General features: G+C 74.6%; 18 protein-coding genes and 1 pseudogene. 18 read left to right on the forward strand and 1 reads right to left on the reverse strand.

Annotated elements, in window-relative coordinates:
• The first annotated feature begins 99 nt into the window (after nucleotides 1–99).
• The 6 genes from AAEM63_RS05065 to AAEM63_RS05090 all read left to right on the forward strand — a co-directional run bounded on the left by AAEM63_RS05065 (nucleotide 100) and on the right by AAEM63_RS05090 (nucleotide 7,740).
• Complete coding sequence (locus AAEM63_RS05065) at nucleotides 100–1,416, forward strand: ammonium transporter (RefSeq protein WP_341360547.1); 1,317 nt, start codon at nucleotides 100–102, stop codon at nucleotides 1,414–1,416.
• Nucleotides 1,413–1,751 carry a P-II family nitrogen regulator gene (locus AAEM63_RS05070; RefSeq protein ID WP_123917623.1) on the forward strand — a complete coding sequence of 113 codons (339 nt, stop codon included), beginning with the start codon at nucleotides 1,413–1,415 and terminating at the stop codon, nucleotides 1,749–1,751. Before AAEM63_RS05065 ends, AAEM63_RS05070 begins: the two co-directional genes overlap by 4 nt.
• Nucleotides 1,752–1,777: 26 nt before the next feature.
• Nucleotides 1,778–3,511, forward strand: a complete 1,734-nt coding sequence (locus AAEM63_RS05075; RefSeq protein WP_341360548.1) for an HD domain-containing protein — start codon at nucleotides 1,778–1,780, stop codon at nucleotides 3,509–3,511.
• A 42-nt stretch (nucleotides 3,512–3,553) separates the two neighbouring features.
• Nucleotides 3,554–5,113, forward strand: a complete 1,560-nt coding sequence (ffh, locus tag AAEM63_RS05080; protein ID WP_341360549.1) for a signal recognition particle protein — start codon at nucleotides 3,554–3,556, stop codon at nucleotides 5,111–5,113.
• Between the two features lie 541 nt (nucleotides 5,114–5,654).
• Nucleotides 5,655–6,581 carry a DUF559 domain-containing protein gene (locus AAEM63_RS05085; RefSeq protein ID WP_341360550.1) on the forward strand — a complete coding sequence of 309 codons (927 nt, stop codon included), beginning with the start codon at nucleotides 5,655–5,657 and terminating at the stop codon, nucleotides 6,579–6,581.
• 64 nt (nucleotides 6,582–6,645) lie between these two features.
• The gene (locus tag AAEM63_RS05090) at nucleotides 6,646–7,740 is read left to right on the forward strand and encodes an amidohydrolase family protein (protein WP_341360551.1); all 1,095 of its coding nucleotides are present in this window, start codon (nucleotides 6,646–6,648) and stop codon (nucleotides 7,738–7,740) included.
• Between the two features lie 72 nt (nucleotides 7,741–7,812).
• On the opposite strand, the gene AAEM63_RS05095 is transcribed toward AAEM63_RS05090, so the two are convergent.
• Nucleotides 7,813–9,129 (reverse strand): S8 family serine peptidase, encoded by a 1,317-nt coding sequence (locus tag AAEM63_RS05095; RefSeq protein WP_341360552.1) that lies wholly within the window; start codon nucleotides 9,127–9,129, stop codon nucleotides 7,813–7,815.
• Between the two features lie 386 nt (nucleotides 9,130–9,515).
• On the opposite strand from AAEM63_RS05095, the gene rpsP reads away from it, so the two are divergent.
• From rpsP to dprA, 12 genes and pseudogenes are all read left to right on the forward strand, one after another.
• A complete protein-coding gene (rpsP, locus tag AAEM63_RS05100; RefSeq protein ID WP_341360553.1) occupies nucleotides 9,516–9,965 on the forward strand; it encodes a 30S ribosomal protein S16 in 450 nt (149 codons plus the stop codon).
• A 5-nt stretch (nucleotides 9,966–9,970) separates the two neighbouring features.
• Nucleotides 9,971–10,210, forward strand: coding sequence for an RNA-binding protein (locus AAEM63_RS05105; protein WP_123917641.1), 240 nt, complete (start codon nucleotides 9,971–9,973; stop codon nucleotides 10,208–10,210).
• 71 nt (nucleotides 10,211–10,281) lie between these two features.
• Nucleotides 10,282–10,932 carry a ribosome maturation factor RimM gene (gene rimM / locus AAEM63_RS05110; RefSeq protein WP_341360554.1) on the forward strand — a complete coding sequence of 217 codons (651 nt, stop codon included), beginning with the start codon at nucleotides 10,282–10,284 and terminating at the stop codon, nucleotides 10,930–10,932.
• A 1-nt stretch (nucleotide 10,933) separates the two neighbouring features.
• Nucleotides 10,934–11,686: pseudogene (gene trmD, locus AAEM63_RS05115) on the forward strand (tRNA (guanosine(37)-N1)-methyltransferase TrmD); the annotation flags it as partial.
• A gap of 30 nt (nucleotides 11,687–11,716) precedes the next feature.
• Nucleotides 11,717–12,340: a GNAT family N-acetyltransferase gene (locus tag AAEM63_RS05120; RefSeq protein ID WP_341361315.1), complete on the forward strand. Its 624-nt coding sequence runs from the start codon at nucleotides 11,717–11,719 to the stop codon at nucleotides 12,338–12,340.
• A gap of 173 nt (nucleotides 12,341–12,513) precedes the next feature.
• Nucleotides 12,514–12,870 (forward strand): 50S ribosomal protein L19, encoded by a 357-nt coding sequence (rplS, locus tag AAEM63_RS05125; RefSeq protein WP_341360555.1) that lies wholly within the window; start codon nucleotides 12,514–12,516, stop codon nucleotides 12,868–12,870.
• A gap of 131 nt (nucleotides 12,871–13,001) precedes the next feature.
• Nucleotides 13,002–13,796: a signal peptidase I gene (lepB, locus tag AAEM63_RS05130; protein ID WP_341360556.1), complete on the forward strand. Its 795-nt coding sequence runs from the start codon at nucleotides 13,002–13,004 to the stop codon at nucleotides 13,794–13,796.
• A 38-nt stretch (nucleotides 13,797–13,834) separates the two neighbouring features.
• Nucleotides 13,835–14,737, forward strand: coding sequence for a ribonuclease HII (locus AAEM63_RS05135; protein WP_341360557.1), 903 nt, complete (start codon nucleotides 13,835–13,837; stop codon nucleotides 14,735–14,737).
• Complete coding sequence (locus AAEM63_RS05140) at nucleotides 14,734–15,036, forward strand: DUF2469 domain-containing protein (protein WP_123917649.1); 303 nt, start codon at nucleotides 14,734–14,736, stop codon at nucleotides 15,034–15,036. Before AAEM63_RS05135 ends, AAEM63_RS05140 begins: the two co-directional genes overlap by 4 nt.
• A 211-nt stretch (nucleotides 15,037–15,247) precedes the next feature.
• Nucleotides 15,248–15,610, forward strand: a complete 363-nt coding sequence (locus AAEM63_RS05145; RefSeq protein WP_123917651.1) for a YraN family protein — start codon at nucleotides 15,248–15,250, stop codon at nucleotides 15,608–15,610.
• Nucleotides 15,610–17,154 carry a YifB family Mg chelatase-like AAA ATPase gene (locus tag AAEM63_RS05150; protein WP_341360558.1) on the forward strand — a complete coding sequence of 515 codons (1,545 nt, stop codon included), beginning with the start codon at nucleotides 15,610–15,612 and terminating at the stop codon, nucleotides 17,152–17,154. Before AAEM63_RS05145 ends, AAEM63_RS05150 begins: the two co-directional genes overlap by 1 nt.
• Nucleotides 17,147–18,289 (forward strand): DNA-processing protein DprA, encoded by a 1,143-nt coding sequence (gene dprA, locus AAEM63_RS05155; RefSeq protein ID WP_341360559.1) that lies wholly within the window; start codon nucleotides 17,147–17,149, stop codon nucleotides 18,287–18,289. Before AAEM63_RS05150 ends, dprA begins: the two co-directional genes overlap by 8 nt.
• Nucleotides 18,290–18,296: the final 7 nt, after the last annotated feature.

Genomic DNA, 18,296 nt, shown 5'->3' on the forward strand with positions numbered 1-18,296 from the left:
GATTCCGTCACACGGACGAAACATGGCGATGCACCGGACGAAACGTCGCCGATGGACTGTGGTGCCTGGCCAGCCGAGCGTGCTGGCGAGGGAGGAACCATGGAGCTGGATACCGGAGCAACCGCGTGGATGCTGATCTCAGCATCTCTCGTGCTCCTCATGACCCCCGGGCTGGCGCTCTTCTACGGCGGCATGACCCGGTCGAAGTCCGTACTCAACATGATGATGATGTCCTTCGGTGCGATGGCCCTCGTCGGCGTCATCTACGTCCTGTGGGGCTGGTCGATGTCCTACGGCAGCGACGTCGCCGGCATCCTCGGCAACCCGTTCGACCAGTTCGGCCTCTCCGGGACGATCTACGACGAGGCCGGTGAGTTCGTCATCGACGACTACGGCGTCCCCGCCGTGGTCGGGGTGGCGTTCCAGTCGACCTTCGCGATCATCACCACCGCACTGATCTCCGGCGCCATCGCCGACCGCACGAAGTTCTCCACCTGGATGGTCTTCGCCGGCCTGTGGGCGACCCTGTCCTACTTCCCGATGTCCCACATGGTCTGGGGCGGCGGGCTGCTCAGCGCCGACGGTCCCTTCGGCGGGATCGCCGCTCCCATCGACTTCGCCGGTGGCACGGTCGTGCACATCAACGCCGGCGTCGCCGGCCTGGTCCTCGCGCTCGTCGTCGGCCGCCGCAAGGGCTTCGGCAAGGTGCCCATGCGTCCGCACAGCCTGCCGCTGGTCATGCTCGGCGCGGCGCTGCTGTGGTTCGGCTGGTTCGGCTTCAACGCGGGCTCGGCCTTCACCGCCGACGGCGTCGCCGGCCTCGCGTGGGTCAACACCACCACCGCGACCGCCGCCGCGGTCCTCGGCTGGCTCCTCGTGGAGAAGCTCCGCGACGGTCACGCCACCTCCCTCGGCGCCGCCTCCGGCGTCGTGGCCGGCCTCGTGGCGATCACCCCCGCCGCCGGCGCGCTCGACCCGGTCGGCTCGATCGCTCTCGGCGCGGTCGCCGGCGCCCTGTCGGCCCTGGCCGTGGGCCTGAAGTTCAAGCTCGGCTACGACGACTCGCTCGACGTCGTCGGTGTCCACCTCGTCAGCGGCCTGTGGGGCACCGTCGGGATCGGCTTCCTCGCCACCGAGACGGGTCTGCTCTACGGCGGCGGCGCCAACCAGCTCGTCGTCCAGGTCCTCATCGCCGTCGTGGCGATGGTGTACTCCGGTGTGATCACCGCCATCATCGCGGTGGCGCTCAAGGCGACGATGGGCTGGCGCGTGGCGGAGGATGTGGAGGTCGGCGGGATCGACCAGGCCGAGCACGGCGAGTCGGCGTACGAGGCGCTCGGCGCCGGCCGGTTCTCGTCCGACGCCGGGACCACCGCTCCCGCGGCGACCCGCACTACTACGGAGGCAAAGGCATGAAGCTCGTCACCGCGATCGTCCAGCCCCACCGGCTCGACGACGTCAAGAACGCCCTCGAGGCGGCCGGGATCCACGGCATGACCGTTTCCGAGGCGAACGGCTACGGCCGCCAGCACGGCCACACCGAGGTCTACCGCGGTGCGGAGTACACCATCGAGCTCGTGCCGAAGATCCGGGTCGAGGTCCTCACCGACGACTTCGAGGCCCCCGCGGTCGTCGACGCGATCGTCGGCGCCGCCCACTCCGGGCGGATCGGCGACGGCAAGGTCTGGACGCTGCCGGTCGAGGACGTCGTCCGGGTCCGGACGGGGGAGCGCGGCCCCGAGGCCCTGTGACCATGCCGGCACCTCGGACGGGCCCGGTGCGGACCCCCGCCCTCGTGGGGGACCTGCGCCGGGCCCGTCTGGCGCACCCCGGCCAGGGCCCGGGGTACCGCCGGGCGCTGGCCGACCTCACCGACGCCGCCCTGGCCGAGCTGTGGGCGGCGGCCACGGCCGACCTGGACGTCGCCGGCGTGGCCCTGACCGCCGTCGGCAGCCTCGGACGGCGCGACGGCGGACCGCTGGCCGATCTCGACCTGCTGCTCGTCCACGACGGCAGGGTCGACCGGGCGCGGCTCGCCCGGCTCGCGGAGTCCCTGTGGTACCCGCTGTGGGACGCCCACCTCGAGCTCGACCACTCCGTGCGCAGCCTCGAGCAGTGCCGGCAGGTCGCCTCCGCGGACCTGCCCGCCGCCGTCGGTTTGCTCGACCTGCGCGTGGTCGCCGGCGACGCCGACGTCGCCGAGACCGCGGGCCGCGCCGTCCTGGCCGACTGGCGCTCGGCCGCGCGGCGCCGCCTGCCGGACCTCCTCGACTCGGTCGCCGCGCGGGCGGGGCGGGCGGGCGAGCTGGCCTACCTCATCGAGCCCGACCTCAAGGAGGCCCGCGGGGGGCTGCGCGACGCCGTCGTCGTCCGCGCCCTCGTGGCCAGCTGGCTCACCGACCGTCCGCACGGCGACCTCGACCGGGCCTACCGCCACCTCCTGGACGTGCGCGACGCCCTGGCGCGCACGACCGGCCGGCGCTCGCACGTGCTGCGCCTGGCCGAGCAGGACGACGTCGCCGCCGCCCTCGGGCTCGACGACGACGACGACGTGACCGACCCGGCCGACGAGCTCCTCGCCTCCCTCGCCCAGTCCGCCCGCGTGGTCACGGCCGCCCTGGACGCGACCGTGCGCCGCGCCCGGCGGGCCGCCGAGAAGCCGCGTCCGCGGGTCTTCCGCCCGTTCGTGGTCCGTGGCCGGGCCATGCCCCCGCGGCTGAACGAACCCGCGGAGGGGCTCGCCGAGCACGACGGCGAGCTCGTCCTCGCCGGTGGGGCCGACCCCGCGGCGGACCCGCTCCTCGCCCTGCGGGCCGCGGCCACCTCGGCCCGCACGGGCCTGCCGCTCTCGCCGGTCACCCTGACGAGCCTGGGCACGAGCGCGCCGCTCCCCGAGCCCTGGCCGGCCGCGGCGAGGGACCTCCTCGTCGAGCTGCTCGGCCGCGGCGAGGCCCAGGTGCCGGTGTGGGAGGGGCTGGACCTGGCCGGGGTCGTGACGACGTGGTTCCCGGAGTGGGCCAGGGTGCGCAACCGTCCCCAGCGCACCGCCGTGCACCGTCACACGGTCGACCGGCACATGGTCCAGACCGTCGCGCTGGTACCCGCCACCACCGGCGCCGTGCGGCGGGAGGACCTCCTCCTCCTCGCGGCGTTCCTCCACGACATCGGCAAGGCGCCGGGGGTGCGGGACCACGCCGCCGCGGGCGCGCGGCTCGCCGGGCCGATGATGGACCGGCTGGGCCTGACCCCCGCCGAGCGGGACGTCGTCGTGCTCCTCGTGCGCGAGCACCTGCTCCTGCCGGGGGTGGCCGGCCGTGAGGACCTCGACGACCCCTCCGTCGTCGCCCGGGTCGCCGCCGCCGTCGGGCACGACACCGACGTGCTGACGATGCTCCGCCGCCTCACCGAGGCCGACGCCGTCGCGGCCGGTCCCCAGGCGTGGACCACCTGGCGCGAGCGCCGCGTGGACGCCCTCACGGAGCGGGTGAGGGCCGCCGTCGCGTTACCCTGACCCCCAGGCCATCTTCACCCGCACACCCCGAGGGACCCATCCGTGTTCGCGAACCTGTCCGACCGGCTCACCGCCTCCTTCAAGCAGCTCCGCGGCCGGGGACGTCTGTCCGAGGCGGACATCGACGCCACCGTCTCGGAGATCCGGCGCGCCCTGCTCGACGCCGACGTCGCCCTGCCGGTGGTCCGGTCCTTCACCGCCAACGTGCGGGAGCGCGCGAAGTCGGCGGAGGTCTCCGGGGCGCTGAACCCGGCCCAGCAGATCATCAAGATCGTCAACGCCGAGCTGGTCGAGATCCTCGGCGGCCAGGCGCGCGACCTGCACATGGCGAAGCAGCCCCCCACGGTGATCATGCTCGCCGGCCTCCAGGGCGCCGGCAAGACCACCCTCGCGGGCAAGCTCGGGCTGTGGCTGCGCGAGCAGGGGCACACCCCGCTCCTCGTGGCCTCGGACCTCCAGCGGCCCAACGCCGTCACCCAGCTCCAGGTGGTCGGCCAGCAGGCCGGCGTCGCGGTGTGGGCACCCGAGCCGGGCAACGGCGTCGGTGACCCCGTGGCGGTGGCCCGATCCGGCGTCCAGCACGCCCGCGACAAGCAGTACTCCGTGGTCGTCGTCGACACCGCCGGCCGCCTGGGCATCGACGCCGAGATGATGCAGCAGGCCGCGGACATCCGCGACGCCGTCCGGCCCGACGAGACCCTCTTCGTCCTCGACGCGATGATCGGTCAGGACGCCGTCACCACGGCCAACGCCTTCGCCGAGGGCGTCGGCTTCTCCGGCGTCGTGCTCACCAAGCTCGACGGCGACGCCCGGGGCGGCGCGGCCCTGTCGGTGCGCGGCGTCACCGGCAAGCCGGTGCTCTTCGCCTCGGTGGGGGAGAAGCTCAGCGACTTCGAGCGCTTCCACGCCGACCGGATGGCCTCGCGCATCCTCGACATGGGCGACATCCTCACCCTCATCGAGCAGGCCGAGAGGACCTTCGACGCCGGCCAGGCCGAGGAGATGGCCGCCAAGCTCGCCGGTCAGGGCGACTTCACCCTCCAGGACTTCCTCGGCCAGCTCAACCAGCTCAAGAAGATGGGCTCGATGAAGAAGATGCTCGGGATGCTCCCGGGCATGGGCCAGATGCGCGAGCAGCTGGAGAACTTCGACGAGCGCGAGGTCGACCGGGTCGAGGCGATCGTCCACTCGATGACCCCGGCCGAGCGCAACGACCCCCGGATCCTCAACGGCTCGCGGCGCCAGCGCATCGCGCGGGGCTCCGGCACCACCGTGGCCGAGGTCAACTCGCTCGTCGAACGGTTCGAGCAGGCCAAGACGATGATGCGCCAGATGGCCCGCTCAGGCGGCAAGGGCGTCCCCGGGATGGGGATGATGCCCGGCGGCGGCAAGAAGTCCAAGGGACGCATGGCCCCGCCGCCGAAGAAGGGCAAGAAGGGCAAGTCGGGGAACCCGGCCAAGCGCGCGCAGCAGGAGGTCGAGCTCTCGCAGAAGACCGGTACCCGGCCCGCGGCCGGTGCCTCCTTCGGTCTCGGCGGCGCCGGCGGTGGCCAGGCCCAGGAGATGCCCGACCTCGAGGAGCTGCAGAAGTACCTGCGCTGACGCCGGGTATCTGCGGCCGCGCCGGCCGTCCCGGGTGGGCCGGCCGCGCCGTCAGGCTCGGCCGCGCCGGCCGGCGCGGGCTCCGCGTACGTCCCGGGCTCCGCGTCCGTCCCGGGCTCCGCGTCCGTCCCGGGCTCCGCGTCCGGCGCGGGCTCCCACCCGGCCTTGGCTCCCACCCGGCCCGGGCTCCCACCCGGCCCGATGCGAGCGCCGCGGCTTACCCCTTGCGCGGCTCGCCCCGGTGGCAACGCGCTGGGCTCGCCTCCACGAGCGCAGCCAGGTTGCCGGATCGGCTGCTGATCGCGACCAGATCAGCAACCTGATGGGGTCGTATGACCGGGGTCTGGGCCCCGGCCTCAGCGAGGTTGCCAGATTGGTAGTCGATCGCGACCAGATCAGCAACCTGGTTGCGGCCGGACGGGCTGCGGTTCGCGCGGTCGTCGCCGAGGACTCGTGCCGCCCCGAGCTGTGCACCAGCTCTCAAGCGTGCGGGGTGGGCACCCAGTCGATCGTTGCCGGCTGTCCGCGCCAGGCTTGACGCATGTACGCCGCCGAGGTTGCGCGCGCGACACAGCGACTCCGCCGATCCTCTGTCCTCGGCGTCTTCACCCTCGCGATGGCGGAGGAGGCCGGCTTCACCAGAGGATCCGTCAGGCATCGCGTCTCCCGGGGACGATGGCAACGGCTGGTTGGCGCCGCCTACGTCGACGTCACCGCACCTGTCCCGCCCGGGAGCGACGCGTACCGCCGGGCCGCAGGGGCGGCACTGACGTGGCCGAGCGCGGTGGTCTGCCTGCGGACCGCCGCGCTCGTCCACGGGCTGCCGGTGCGGGACGACGGAAAGGCTCACGTGATCGTCCAGGGCCGTCGCCGGGTCCGGGCCGGACTCGTTCCGCACTTCCTCGAGCTGGGGCCGGGCGATGCGAGGAGGGTCCTCTCCTTCCAGGCGACGACGCCGTTGCGGACCGCGCTCGACTGCCTGGCGACCTTCCCGTACGGCGAGGCGGAGAACCTCCTGGCCTGGGTCCGCACCCGCGAGGTCGTGACCGTGGACGCACTCGCCGCCGCGGTCGCCGAGCGTGGCGGGCGGCCGGGCGTCGCTCAGCTCCGGCGCCTGCTGGCGGCGACCGCCCGAGGAGCGCTGAGCGAGGGCGAGCGCCGCCTGCACCGCCTCCTCGACGTCGCAGGTCTGAGCGGCTGGGAGGCCGACCAGCGGATCGTGGTGAACGGTCGGGTGATCGCCCGCGCCGACGTCCTGTTCGAGGTCGAGCGGCTCATCCTCGAGGTCGACGGCCGGCGCGCGCACCCGGACTTCGAGGCCGACCGGGCTCGTCTCAACGCGCTCACTGTCGCCGGCTACACCGTTCTTCGGTTCACCTGGCGCCAGCTGGTCGACCAGCCGTCCGCCGTCGTCACGCAGATCGGGCAGGCCCTGCGACGAGCACGGACGTTGAGGGCGGGCGGGTGACGGTCGGCGGGTGACGTCTCGGGTGACCTCAGGAGCATCGTGATGGCGTGAGAGCCTGTCGCCCATGAGCGAGGTCCTCCACCTGACCGGCACGATCGTCGTCGACGACGCCACCGAGCTGGACGAGGCATGGGTCGTCGACGGCCGACTGACCTTCCGGCGACCCGACGACGCCAGTCGCGCCCGCATCGTCACGGGCTGGGTGCTCCCCGGGCTGGTCGACGTCCACTGCCACATCGGGCTCGGCGCAGCCGGGGAGGTCGACCAGGCCGAGGCGGAGGTGCAGGGCAAGGCCGACCGTGACGCCGGCACCCTGCTCGTCCGTGATGCCGGCTCACCCATGGACAACCGCTGGGTGCAGCAGCGCCCCGACATGCCCCGCCTGATCCGGGCCGGCCATCACCTCGCCCGACCGAAGCGGTACCTGCGGCACTACGGCCGCGAGCTCGACGACGTCGCCGACCTCCCCCGTGCCGCGGCCGAGGAGGCCGCGTACGGCGACGGCTGGGTCAAGATCGTCGCCGACTGGATCGACCGCTCCGAAGGCGCCGCGTCGGACCTGCGGCCGCTGTGGCCGGCCGAGATCCTGCGCGACGCCGTCGCCGCGGCCCACGACGCAGGTGCCCGCGTCACCGCCCACGCCTTCGCCCGCGAGAGCATCGGCCCGCTCCTGGACGCCGGGATCGACGGCATCGAGCACGGGACCGGCATGGACGCGGACCACCTTGCCGAGGCGGCCCGGCGCGGGATCGCGGTCACGCCGACGCTTCTGCAGGTCGGCCGGTTCGCCGCCATCGCCGAGCAGGCGGGGGAGAAGTACCCCGTCTACGCCGCGCGGATGCGGCGCATGCACGCCGACCGGTACGAGCAGGTCCTCGCGATGCACGACGCCGGGGTGCCGCTCCTCATGGGCTCCGACGCCGGGGGCACCATCAGCCACGGCTCGCTGCCCGCCGAGCTGGCCGAGGTCGCCCGGGCGGGTGTGCCGGCGCCCGACGTCGTCGCCGCGGCCTCGTGGCGCGCGCGCCGGTACCTCGGTGCCGCAGGCATCGAGGAGGGGGCCAGCGCTGACGTCGTCGTCTACGACGCGGACCCACGGGACGACGTCTCCGTGACCGCCGGGCCGGCTGCGGTGGTCCTGCGCGGCGAGATCGTCTGACGAGCCGCGCAGCGAGGTGGCCGACGCGTTGCCGGTGCGGGGGAGGCCGCACCGGCAACGGTCGGTGGTCGGCTAGCGGCGAGCGGCCGCCTCGGCGTCGACGAGGCCGGCCCCGAAGAAGGACGTCCGGCCCTCGCCGCCGTAGCAGCGGAGAGCGTCCTCATCCTCAGGATCGACAGGCGGGCACGGCATCTCCGTGGCGGTGGCCCGGACCGCCGCGGCGACGGCGCCCCAGGACCAGGTGGGGTGCTGCTCCACGATCAGCGCGGCGACGCCCGCGGCGTGCGGAGCCGCCATGGATGTGCCGTTGAGGTAGCCGTAGTTGTTGCCCTGGTCCACGGCGGTGATACCCGGGAAGACCGCCTCCAGAGGGTCGAAGATGCTGAAGATGTCGCTCGGGGTGTTGGGCAGCGCGCCGAGGATCGCGTCCTGGACGGTGTCCGTCGCGGAGAAGTAGTCGCCGCCCGGCGCGGCCACGTCGACGACGCCCATGCCGACGGAGGAGTAGTCGGCCAGGGGCTCGGGTCCGGTCGCCGAGACCGTCAGGACGCCCGGCAGCTCGGCCGGCGCCACCCGGCAGTTGTTGCCCACCTCGCGCTCGACGGCCGCGTCCGGCGGCCAGTCCGGCGAGATCGTGTCGAGCTCGGGGTGTGCCAGGTCGGCCTGCTCGTTGCCGGCCGAGGCCACGACGAGCACACCGCGCTGCTGGGCGTACCGCGTCGCCCGCTGGAGCTCGCGCAGTATCGCGCGCTGCTCGGCCTCGTTGCCGCAGTAGTACAGGTAGGGGTCGGCGAAGAGGCTGAGGTTGACGACGTCGAGGCCGAGGTCGCCGGCGTAGCGCAGCCCGGCGGCGACGGAGTCCGCGAAGCAGTACCCGACCTCCGTGCACACCTTGATGGCCACCAGGGTCGCGTCGGGCGCGACCCCGGCGATGCCGATCCCGTTGACCGGCGCGGCGATCGTGGACGCCACGTGGGTCCCGTGGCCGTTGACGTCGACGACGGCGGACTTGTTCGTGCAGTCCCCGTTGCCCGCCTCACCCGCGGCGGCGGTCGGGGTGTCGTCGTAGATGAACGAGCACGACTCGTCCCAGTCCAGGTTCGGTGCGATGTCGTCGTGCGTCGGGTCGACCCCGCTGTCCAGGACCCCCACCCGCACGCCCTCACCCGTCGCGAACGCATGGGCGCCGTCGCTGGTCGCGCCGATCTGCTCCATGTCCCACTGGCACACGGCCAGGGGCTCGTCGGTGGGGGAGATGCCGCCCCAGAGCTCCGCGCAAAGCTCGGCGAGCTCGTCCGCGGGTGCGGCTGCACCGGCGGGGGCGGCCGGCAGCAGGGCCAGCCCGGCCAGGAGCAGACCGGAGAGAAGTGCCGAGAGTCGTCGTGCCATGGATCCTCCTCGTCCAGCCCGGGAGCACCGTCGCACCCGGGGTCCAGGTCCGGCCGGGGTACCGGGGTACCGCGCCACGACCTCGGCTGATCGTGCGCCCGCGGTCGGCGGAATGTCCAGAACCCGTCGGTGACCTCGGGCTTCACGGTCCCGGGCCACCGGTGAGGGGTGGTCCCGTCGTCCTCGGGACGCCCGTCCCTGCGACCCGCGCCGTGGCGAGCCCCACGTTGGGACAACGGGCTCGGGTCTGGCAGAATGACCCGCTGTACTCAGCCCGTCCGGCCCCTCTCACCGTCCGGTGCTGCGTCCCGTGATCTCGGACGGCCCCGAAACCCACCGGGGCCCGACGCGGTCCGCCCCTCATCGAAACCAGGAGTGACCACCTAGTGGCAGTCAAGATCCGTCTCAAGCGTCTCGGCAAGATCCGGGCGCCGTACTACCGTGTCGTCGTCATGGACTCGCGCACCCGCCGCGACGGCCGTGCGATCGAGGAGATCGGCAAGTACCACCCCACCGAGGAGCCCTCGCTCATCGACATCGACTCCGAGCGGGCGCAGTACTGGCTCTCCGTGGGCGCTCAGCCCACCGAGCAGGTCGCCGCGCTGCTCAAGGTCACCGGCGACTGGCAGAAGTTCAAGGGCCTGCCGGGCGCCGAGGGCACCCTGCGCACCAAGGACACCTCCGCCGACGGCGCGGCGAAGGCCAAGGCGGACGCGGTCAAGGCCGCGGACGACGAGGCCGAGAAGCGCAAGGCGAAGGCCGCCGAGGCCAAGGCCGTGAAGGAGGCCGAGGCGCCCGCGGAGACCGCGGCCGAGGCCCCCGCCGAGGACGCCTGATCCCCGTGCTGGCGGACGCTCTCGAGCACCTCGTGCGCGGCATCGTCGACCACCCCGACGACGTCCGCGTCACCACCCGGTCGTTGCGCCGGGGGGAGCTGCTGGAGGTGCGCGTGCACCCCGAGGACCTCGGCCGTGTCATCGGCCGCTCCGGGCGCACCGCACGCGCCCTGCGCACGGTCATCGGCGCACTGTCCACCACCGGCCCGGTCCGGGTCGACGTGGTCGACACCGACCGGCGCTGACGCACCACCTCGCAGACCCGGCCCGCCCTGCGGGCCGGGTCTGCGTGTTCCCACCCAGAGAAGGAGCCGCCGTGCTGCTCACCGTCGCCGTGATCGGCGCCCCCCACGGACTTCGCGGGGAGGTCCGGCTCGACGTCCGCACCGACGACCCGGGCCGGCGCCTGGCCGTCGGCCAGGTGCTCGAGACCGAGCCGTCGGACGCCGGACCGCTGACCGTCTCACGGTTCCGCAGCCAGGGCGGGGCCACCTACGTCCAGTTCGAGGAGGCCCGCGACCGGGGCGGCGCCGAGGCGCTGCGCGGCGTCCGCCTGGTGGTGGAGTCCGACGAGGACGAGGACGAGGGCGACGACGACGAGGGCTGGTACCCGCACGAGCTCGTCGGCATGCGCGTGCGTCACGTCGACGGCCGTGAGCTCGGCACCGTCGCCGAGCTCGAGCACTTCCCGGCGCAGGACGTCCTGCTCGTCACCGAGCCCGACGGCGCCCAGGCGCGGGTGCCCTTCGTCGCCGAGCTCGTGCCCGAGGTCGACGCCGACGCGGGCGTCATCACCGTCGACCCGCCGCGCGGGCTGTTCGCCGCAGACCCCGGCGAGGACGACGACGAGGCCGACGACGACGGGAGCGACGGATCGAACGGCCGGGGCGACACCGCCGGCCCCGACGACGGTCCGGACGACCCGGCCACGTCGCCGAGCGGGGACCGGCCCGCGGGCGGGGCCTGACGTGCGCGTCGACGTCGTCACGATCTTCCCCGACTACCTCGCCCCGCTCGAGCTCTCCCTCGTGGGCAGGGCCCGCCGGGACGGGCTGCTCGACCTGCGCGTGCACGACCTGCGCGACGTCACCACGGACCGTCACCGCACCGTCGACGACACACCGTTCGGCGGCGGCGCCGGCATGGTCATGCGGCCGGACGTGTGGGGGGCCGCGCTGGACGGCGTGATCGGCGAGGGGCCGGTGGTGCTGCTGGTGCCGACGCCCTCGGGTGACCGCCTCACCCAGTCGATGGCCCAGGAGCTGGCCGGCGCCGAGCGGATCGTCATCGCCTGCGGCCGCTACGAGGGGATCGACGCGCGCGTCGCCGAGCACTACTCCGCCGTGCCGGGAGTGCAGGTGCGCGAGGTCTCCATCGGCGACTACGTCCTCAACGGCGGCGAGGTCGCCGCGCTGGTCGTCGTCGAGGCCGTGGCCCGGCTCCTGCCCGGCGTCGTCGGCAACCCCGCCTCCCTCGTCGAGGAGTCCCACGGGGAGGCCGGGCTCCTGGAGTACCCGGTGTACACCAAGCCGCCCGTCTGGGCCGGGCTGGCCGTGCCCGAGGTCCTCACCTCCGGCCACCACGGGCGCGTCGCACGCTGGCGGCGGGACCAGTCGCTGGCGCGCACGGCCGAGCGCCGGCCGGACATGCTCGCCGCCCTGCCGCCAGGGGACCTCGACGCCGAGGACCGCCGCGTGCTCGCCGGGCTCGGCTGGTACGTGCCCGCCGGGTCCGGGCCGGTCCGGGTGCGGGTGCGTGACGCCGTCGCCGCCGACGCCCCGGCGCTGGCGGACCTCGCTGCGGCCACCTTCCCGCTGGCGTGCCCGCCCGGCCTGGGGGCGGAGGACATCGCGGCGTTCGTCGCGTCGCACCTGACCGCCGCGCACTTCGCCGCCTACCTTGCCGAGCCCGAGCGCTACCTCGTCCAGGTCGCCGACACCGGCCTCGCCGTCGGGGATGCCGGCGCCGGCCTCGCCGACGGCGGCCGGCTCGTGGGCTACACCCTCGTCGTCCTGCCGCTCTCGGCGGACGAGGGGCCGGCGGCGGCCGAGGTCGCCGAGGTCGTCCCCGGCCGCCCGGCCGCCGAGCTGAGCAAGTGCTACGTGCTGGCGGACCTCCACGGGACCGGCCTGGGCGGGGCCCTGATGGACTCCGCCGCGGACGCCGTCGCCGAGCGTCGGGTCGACGGCGAGCCCGTGACCACGCTGTGGCTCGGTACCAACAAGGGGAACCGCCGCGCGCAGCGCAGCTACCTCCGGCACGGGTACACCACGGTCGGCACCCGCTCGTTCCGCGTGGGCGGGACGATCGAGGAGGACCTGGTCATGGCCCGCCCGGTGCCGCACGCCACACCCGGGCCCGGCGCCGGAGGTTAGCCTGCCCGTCACGGCTGTGGCAGACTAGGACGGCCCTGCGTCGCGACATCGTGCCTCCCGGACCTGCCACAGGGGGACCGGGCACGCCGACGCCGAGCACCCACGAGACGACAAGCGGCGCACCGCCGCCCGAGCAGCGCGCGTGACCTGTGGCACGAGCGGGAAGAGATCACATGCAGACCCTGGACACCGTCGACGCCTCCTCGCTCCGCGAGGACATCCCGTCCTTCCGGCCCGGCGACACCCTCAAGGTCAACGTCAAGGTCGTCGAGGGCAACCGCTCCCGCATCCAGGTCTTCCAGGGCGTCGTCATCGCCCGCTCGGGCGACGGCGTGCGCGAGACGTTCAAGATCCGCAAGGTGAGCTTCGGCGTCGGCGTCGAGCGCACCTTCCCGGTGCACTCGCCCTCGTTCGACAGCATCGAGGTCGTCACCCGCGGTGACGTGCGTCGCGCCAAGCTGTACTACCTGCGTTCCCTGCGCGGCAAGAAGGCCAAGATCAAGGAGAAGCGCCAGACCACCGCGCGCTGACCCGTGCTGCTGCCCGGCCACCCTCGCGGTGTGCCGGGCAGCGTGCTGTCCGGACCTTGTAGGGTCTAGCCACGGCCCCCGTCGGGCCGCGACCGGCACGGTCGCACCGCAAGAGGGGAAGTCACGACCAGGTGAGCACCGAGAGCACCAACGCGCCGGAGCAGGGCGACCCCCTCGCCCCGACGGCGCCGGCGCCCCGCCCGGCGATGCCGCCGAGCTACCCGCCCGCTCCCGCGCCCTCGGCTGCCGCGGCCCCCGCCCGGCGCCGCGGCGGGTGGCTGCGGGAGACACTCACCGTGATGGTCAGCGCCCTGGTGCTGTCGGTGCTCATCAAGACCTTCCTCGCCCAGGCGTTCTACATCCCGTCGGGTTCCATGGAGCACACCCTCGAGCTCGGGGACCGGGTCATGGTCAACAAGCTGGCGCCCGAGCCGTTCGACCTCGAGCGCGGTGACGTCGTCGTCTTCGTCGACCCGGGCGGGTGGCTCGACGACCTGCCCCCGGACACCCGGCCCGTGTGGCAGCAGCGGGTGACCGAGGTCCTCACCTGGGTGGGTCTGCTTCCTCAGGACGCCGGCCAGCACCTCATCAAGCGCATCGTGGGTGTGGGCGGTGACACGGTGGCCGCCGAGGACGGAGTCCTCACGGTCAACGGCGAGGCCGTCGAGGAGCCGTACCTGCGCGAGGGCGTGTCCTCGAGCGAGACCGACTTCTCCGTCGAGGTCCCCGAGGGGCAGCTGTGGCTCATGGGCGACAACCGCTCGGACTCGGCCGACTCCCGCGCGCACCTCGGGGACCCGGGGGGCGGCACGGTGCCGGTCGACAACGTCGTGGGCCGCGCCTTCGTCATCCTGTGGCCGGCGGACCGGATCTCCCTGCTCAACAACCCCGGGACCTTCGAGGACGTCCCGGCACCGGCGCCGTGAGCGCGCCCGCCGACCGCGCGCCGGCTACCAGGGCCGCCGTGCGGTCCACCGCCAGGCGCCGTCCGTCGCGGAGCCTGGAGACGGCGCTGCTCGCCGAGCTCGGCGGCGACGTCCTCGTCGCGGGCATGGACGAGGTGGGGCGGGGGGCACTGGCCGGTCCGGTCACCGTCGGCGTCGCCGTCGTCGGTGCCGCGACGTCGCGCCGGATGCCCCGCGGGCTCGCCGACTCCAAGCTGCTGACGGCGCGGGCCCGTGAGGACCTCGTCGACCCGGTCCACGCGTGGTGCGCGGACTCGGCCGTCGGCCACGCCGGTCCGGAGGAGATCGACCGGCTCGGCATCATCGCGGCGCTGCGGCTCGCCGGCCGTCGGGCGCTGGCCGAGCTGGCCGACCGCGGACGCGTCCCGGCGGTCGTCATCCTCGACGGCGTCCACGACTGGCTCAGCGACCCCGAGCCGGACCTGTTCTCGGCGATGCTCGTGCCCGCCCTCGACGTGCCGGGCGCTCCCGTCCCGTGCCCGCCCGTGCGCACCCAGGTCAAGGCCGACGCCGCGTGCGCCGTCGTCGCCGCTGCGAGCGTCCTGGCCAAGGTGGCACGCGACCGGATCATGGTGGACCTCGCACCGCACCACCCGCGCTACGGCTGGGAGGCGAACAAGGGGTACAGCTCCGCCGAGCACATCGAGGCCCTGCGCGAGCACGGCACCTGTGAGCTGCACCGCCGCTCCTGGCGGCTGCCCGGTGTGGGCGGCCCCGCGGGCGGCGTCGACCCGAGCGGCGAGGACGTGGCGCTCGGTGACGACGTGCTCGGCCACGAGGACCCGACCGGTGAGGACGTCGCGGTCGGCGTGCTCGGCGACGACGACGTGCTCGATGACGTGCTCGCCACGGAACGGGCGCGTACGTCCGAGCGTCGGCCGGAGGGCATGATGGTCCCGTGAGCGCCGAGGACCTGGAGAACTACGAGACCGAGCTCGAGCTCGACCTGTACCGCGAGTACCGCGACGTGGTGAGCCTGTTCTCGTACGTCGTCGAGACCGAGCGCCGGTTCTACCTGGCCAACAACGTCGACGTGCAGGTGCGCTCGACCGGCGGTGAGGTCTTCTTCGAGCTGACGCTGACCGACGCCTGGGTGTGGGACGTCTACCGCTCCGCCCGGTTCGTGAAGTCGGTGCGGGTGGTCACGTTCAAGGACGTCAACGTCGAGGAGCTCGCCAAGCGGGAGCTCGAGGTCCCCTGACCGGAGGCGCTCGAGGTCCCGAGGCCTGACGTGCGCGAGGTCGCGTCGCCGGACGCGCGCGGATCCGGCGGCGTGAGGCCCTGACGCCGCGACGCCGCCCACTCCCTCTGCGCAGCCCACTCCTCCCGCACCGCTCACCGCGCGGACGGTCCGTCCCCAGCCGGGCGGGAGGGCCGGCGTCCGGGTCCGCAGCCCCGGCAGGCTCGCGTCCATGAGAGCCAAGGACGCCGTCGGTGCGTACGGCGAGCGCGTCGCCGAGCGGCTCCTCGCCGAGGAGGGCCTGGAGGTGGTCGAGCGCAACTGGCGCTGCGCGCGCGGGGAGATCGACCTCGTCGCCGTGGACCACGAGCGCGACGAGATCGTCTTCGTCGAGGTCAAGACCCGGCGGGGGACGGCGCACGGTCACCCCGCCGAGGCCGTGACCCGCGTCAAGCTCGCCCGGCTGCGCGTCCTGGCGGCGCTGTGGCTGAGCGAGCACGACCGCCGCGCCCGCGGCATCCGCATCGACGTCGTCGCGGTCCTGGCCAGACCGGCGGGACCGGCGGTGGTCGAGCACCTCAGGGCGGTGGGGTAGTGGGGCTCGGACGAACCCGCACGGTCTCGCTCCTGGGGCTGCAGGGCCACGTCGTCGAGGTGGAGGCGCACGTGGCGCCCGGCCTGCCCGCGTTCACGGTCGTCGGGCTGCCCGACGCCTCGGTCAACGAGGCCAAGGAGCGGGTGCGGGCCGCGGTGACGTCCTCGGGCCTGGCGTGGCCCGCCCGGCGGACGACGGTGAACCTCTCCCCGGCGACCCTGCCCAAGACCGGTTCCGGCCTCGACCTGGCGCTCGCCGTCGCCGTGCTGGCCGCCGTGGACCTGCCCGGGGCTGCGGAGGCTGCGGGCCGGGTCCACCTGGGTGAGCTCGGGCTAGACGGCCGCCTGCACCCGGTGCGCGGGATCCTGCCGGCGGTGGCCGCGGCGGTGAGCGCCGGGCGGCCCGACGTCGTGGTGCCCGCTGCCAACGCCGCCGAGGCGAGGCTCGTGCCCGGGGCGGTCGTCCGGCCCGTCCACCACCTCGCCGAGCTCCTGCGCTCCTACGGGGGTGACGCCCGGGTCCCGGACCTGCCGGCCGAGGCCCCACGCTCGGTCGTCGTGGCCCCCGTCGTACCGGCCCCGCCGGACCTCGCGGAGGTGCTGGGGCAGGACGAGGCCCGGTTCGCCCTGGAGGTCGCCGCGGCGGGCGGCCACCACCTCTTCCTCGTCGGACCGCCCGGCGCCGGGAAGACGATGCTCGCCGCGCGACTGCCCGGGCTGCTGCCGGACCTCACCGACGCCGAGGCGGTGGAGGTCACCGCCGTCCACTCCGTGGCGGGCACGTTCGACCCGGCCCACGGACTCATCCGACGACCGCCCTTCGAGGAGCCGCACCACACCGCAACACCGGCCGCGGTGGTCGGCGGGGGGTCCGGCCTGCCGCGCCCCGGTGCCGCCAGCCGGGCGCACCACGGGGTGCTCCTGCTCGACGAGGCCCCCGAGTTCTCCCCGCGGGTGCTGCAGACGCTGCGCCAGCCGCTCGAGCGCGGCGAGCTGGTCCTCCACCGTGCGGCCGGGACCGCCCGCTACCCCGCCCGCTTCCAGCTGGTGCTCGCCGCGAACCCCTGCCCGTGCGGGCGGGCGGTGGGCAAGGGTCTGCACTGCACCTGCCGGCCCATGGAGCGGCGGCGCTACCTCGCCCGGCTGGGCGGCCCGCTGCTCGACCGCGTCGACATCCAGGTCGACGTCGAGCCGGTGAGCCGCGCCGCGCTCTCCCTCGGCGGAGCCCCGGACACGACCGCAGCCGTCGCCTCGCGCGTCGCCCTGGCCCGCGACCGTCAGCGCCGGCGCCTGGCCGGCACCCCCTGGTCGACCAACGCCGCCGTGCCCGGCTCCTGGCTGCGTGGGCCGGAGGGCAACCTGCCCGACGACGTCCGTACCGCCCTCGGCCGCGCCGCCGACCGGGGGGTGCTGAGCATGCGGGGGATGGACCGCGTGCTGCGCCTGGCGTGGACCCTGACGGACCTGGACGGACGCAGCCGTCCGACCGTCGCCGACGTCGGCGCAGCCCTCGGGCTGCGCACGAGAGGAGAGAGCGATGCCTGACCTGCCCTTCGACGCCGGCGACGCCCGCCTGGCCGCTGCCGCGTGGAGCCGCCTGGTGGAGCCGGGGGACACCTCCGCCGGGATCCTCGTCTCCCGGCTCGGACCGGTGGCAGCGCTGGACTGGCTCGTCGGAGCCGCCCGCGGCCGGCCGGCGCCCGTGCCGGGCGCCGAACGGCCCTGGGAGGCGGCCGTGGCGCGGTGGGCGCCGCGTCTGGAGAACCTGGACGTGCGCCGCGAGCTCGAGGTGCTCCACCGGCTCGGTGGGACGCTGGTCGTGCCGGGTGAGCCCGGCTGGCCCACCGCCCTCGCCGACCTGGGCGAGGGCGCCCCCTTCGCCCTGTGGGTGCGCGGGGACCCCACCGTCGTTGCCGCTCCGCGGACCGCCGCGCTCGTGGGCGCACGCGCGGCGACCGCATACGGTCAGCGCGCGGCCGCCGACCTGGCGGGTGGGCTGACCGAGGCCGGCACGGTCGTGGTCTCGGGCGGGGCGTACGGCATCGACGCCGCTGCCCACCGCGGGGCGCTGGCGGCCGGCGGCCCGACCGTCGCGGTCCTTGCCGGTGGCGTGGACCGGCTCTACCCGGCCGGGAACGCCGCCCTCCTGGAGGCGGTCGAGGCCGACGGGGCGGTCGTCGCCGAGGTGCCACCGGGCTGCGCACCGAGCCGGTCCAGGTTCCTCGCGCGGAACCGGCTCATCGCCGCGCTCGGTGCCGTGACCGTGGTGGTCGAGGCGGCCTGGCGCTCCGGGGCCCTGAGCACCGCGGCCCGGGCGGTCGAGCTCGCCCGACCTGTCGGCGCGGTCCCGGGCCCGATCACCTCGATGGCCTCGGTCGGCTGCCACCGGCTGCTGCGCGAGGGGGCGGTGTGCGTGACCGACGCCGCGGAGGTGCTCGAGCTCGCGAGCCCGGTCGGCAGCACCACGGCCGCCGAGCCCGCGGTCCAGGCGGGCCTCCTCGACGGCCTCGACGACGTCGCCGCCCGGGTCCTCGACGCTCTCCCCGCCCGGTCCGCGGCACCGGCGGAGAACCTGGCCCGGACCGCCGGGCTCAGCGCCGCCGAGGTCCGCTCCGCGCTCGGCCTCCTCGAGCTCGCCGGTCGGGTCCGCCGGCACGGCAGCGCGTGGCGCCGGACCTGAGCGCGGG

The sequence above is a fragment of the Georgenia sp. M64 genome (assembly GCF_038049925.1).
In the GTDB taxonomy this organism is placed as follows: domain Bacteria; phylum Actinomycetota; class Actinomycetes; order Actinomycetales; family Actinomycetaceae; genus Georgenia.

Bases quoted from the DNA above. Each gene is read 5' to 3' on its own strand.
- AAEM63_RS05065 (WP_341360547.1), top strand. From the start codon at position 100: ATGGAGCTGGATACCGGAGCAACCGCGTGGATGCTGATCTCAGCATCT.
- AAEM63_RS05070 (WP_123917623.1), top strand. From the start codon at position 1,413: ATGAAGCTCGTCACCGCGATCGTCCAGCCCCACCGGCTCGACGACGTC.
- AAEM63_RS05085 (WP_341360550.1), top strand. From the start codon at position 5,655: ATGTACGCCGCCGAGGTTGCGCGCGCGACACAGCGACTCCGCCGATCC.
- AAEM63_RS05090 (WP_341360551.1), top strand. From the start codon at position 6,646: ATGAGCGAGGTCCTCCACCTGACCGGCACGATCGTCGTCGACGACGCC.
- AAEM63_RS05095 (WP_341360552.1), bottom strand. From the start codon at position 9,129: ATGGCACGACGACTCTCGGCACTTCTCTCCGGTCTGCTCCTGGCCGGG.
- rplS (WP_341360555.1), top strand. From the start codon at position 12,514: ATGCAGACCCTGGACACCGTCGACGCCTCCTCGCTCCGCGAGGACATC.
- AAEM63_RS05145 (WP_123917651.1), top strand. From the start codon at position 15,248: ATGAGAGCCAAGGACGCCGTCGGTGCGTACGGCGAGCGCGTCGCCGAG.
- dprA (WP_341360559.1), top strand. From the start codon at position 17,147: ATGCCTGACCTGCCCTTCGACGCCGGCGACGCCCGCCTGGCCGCTGCC.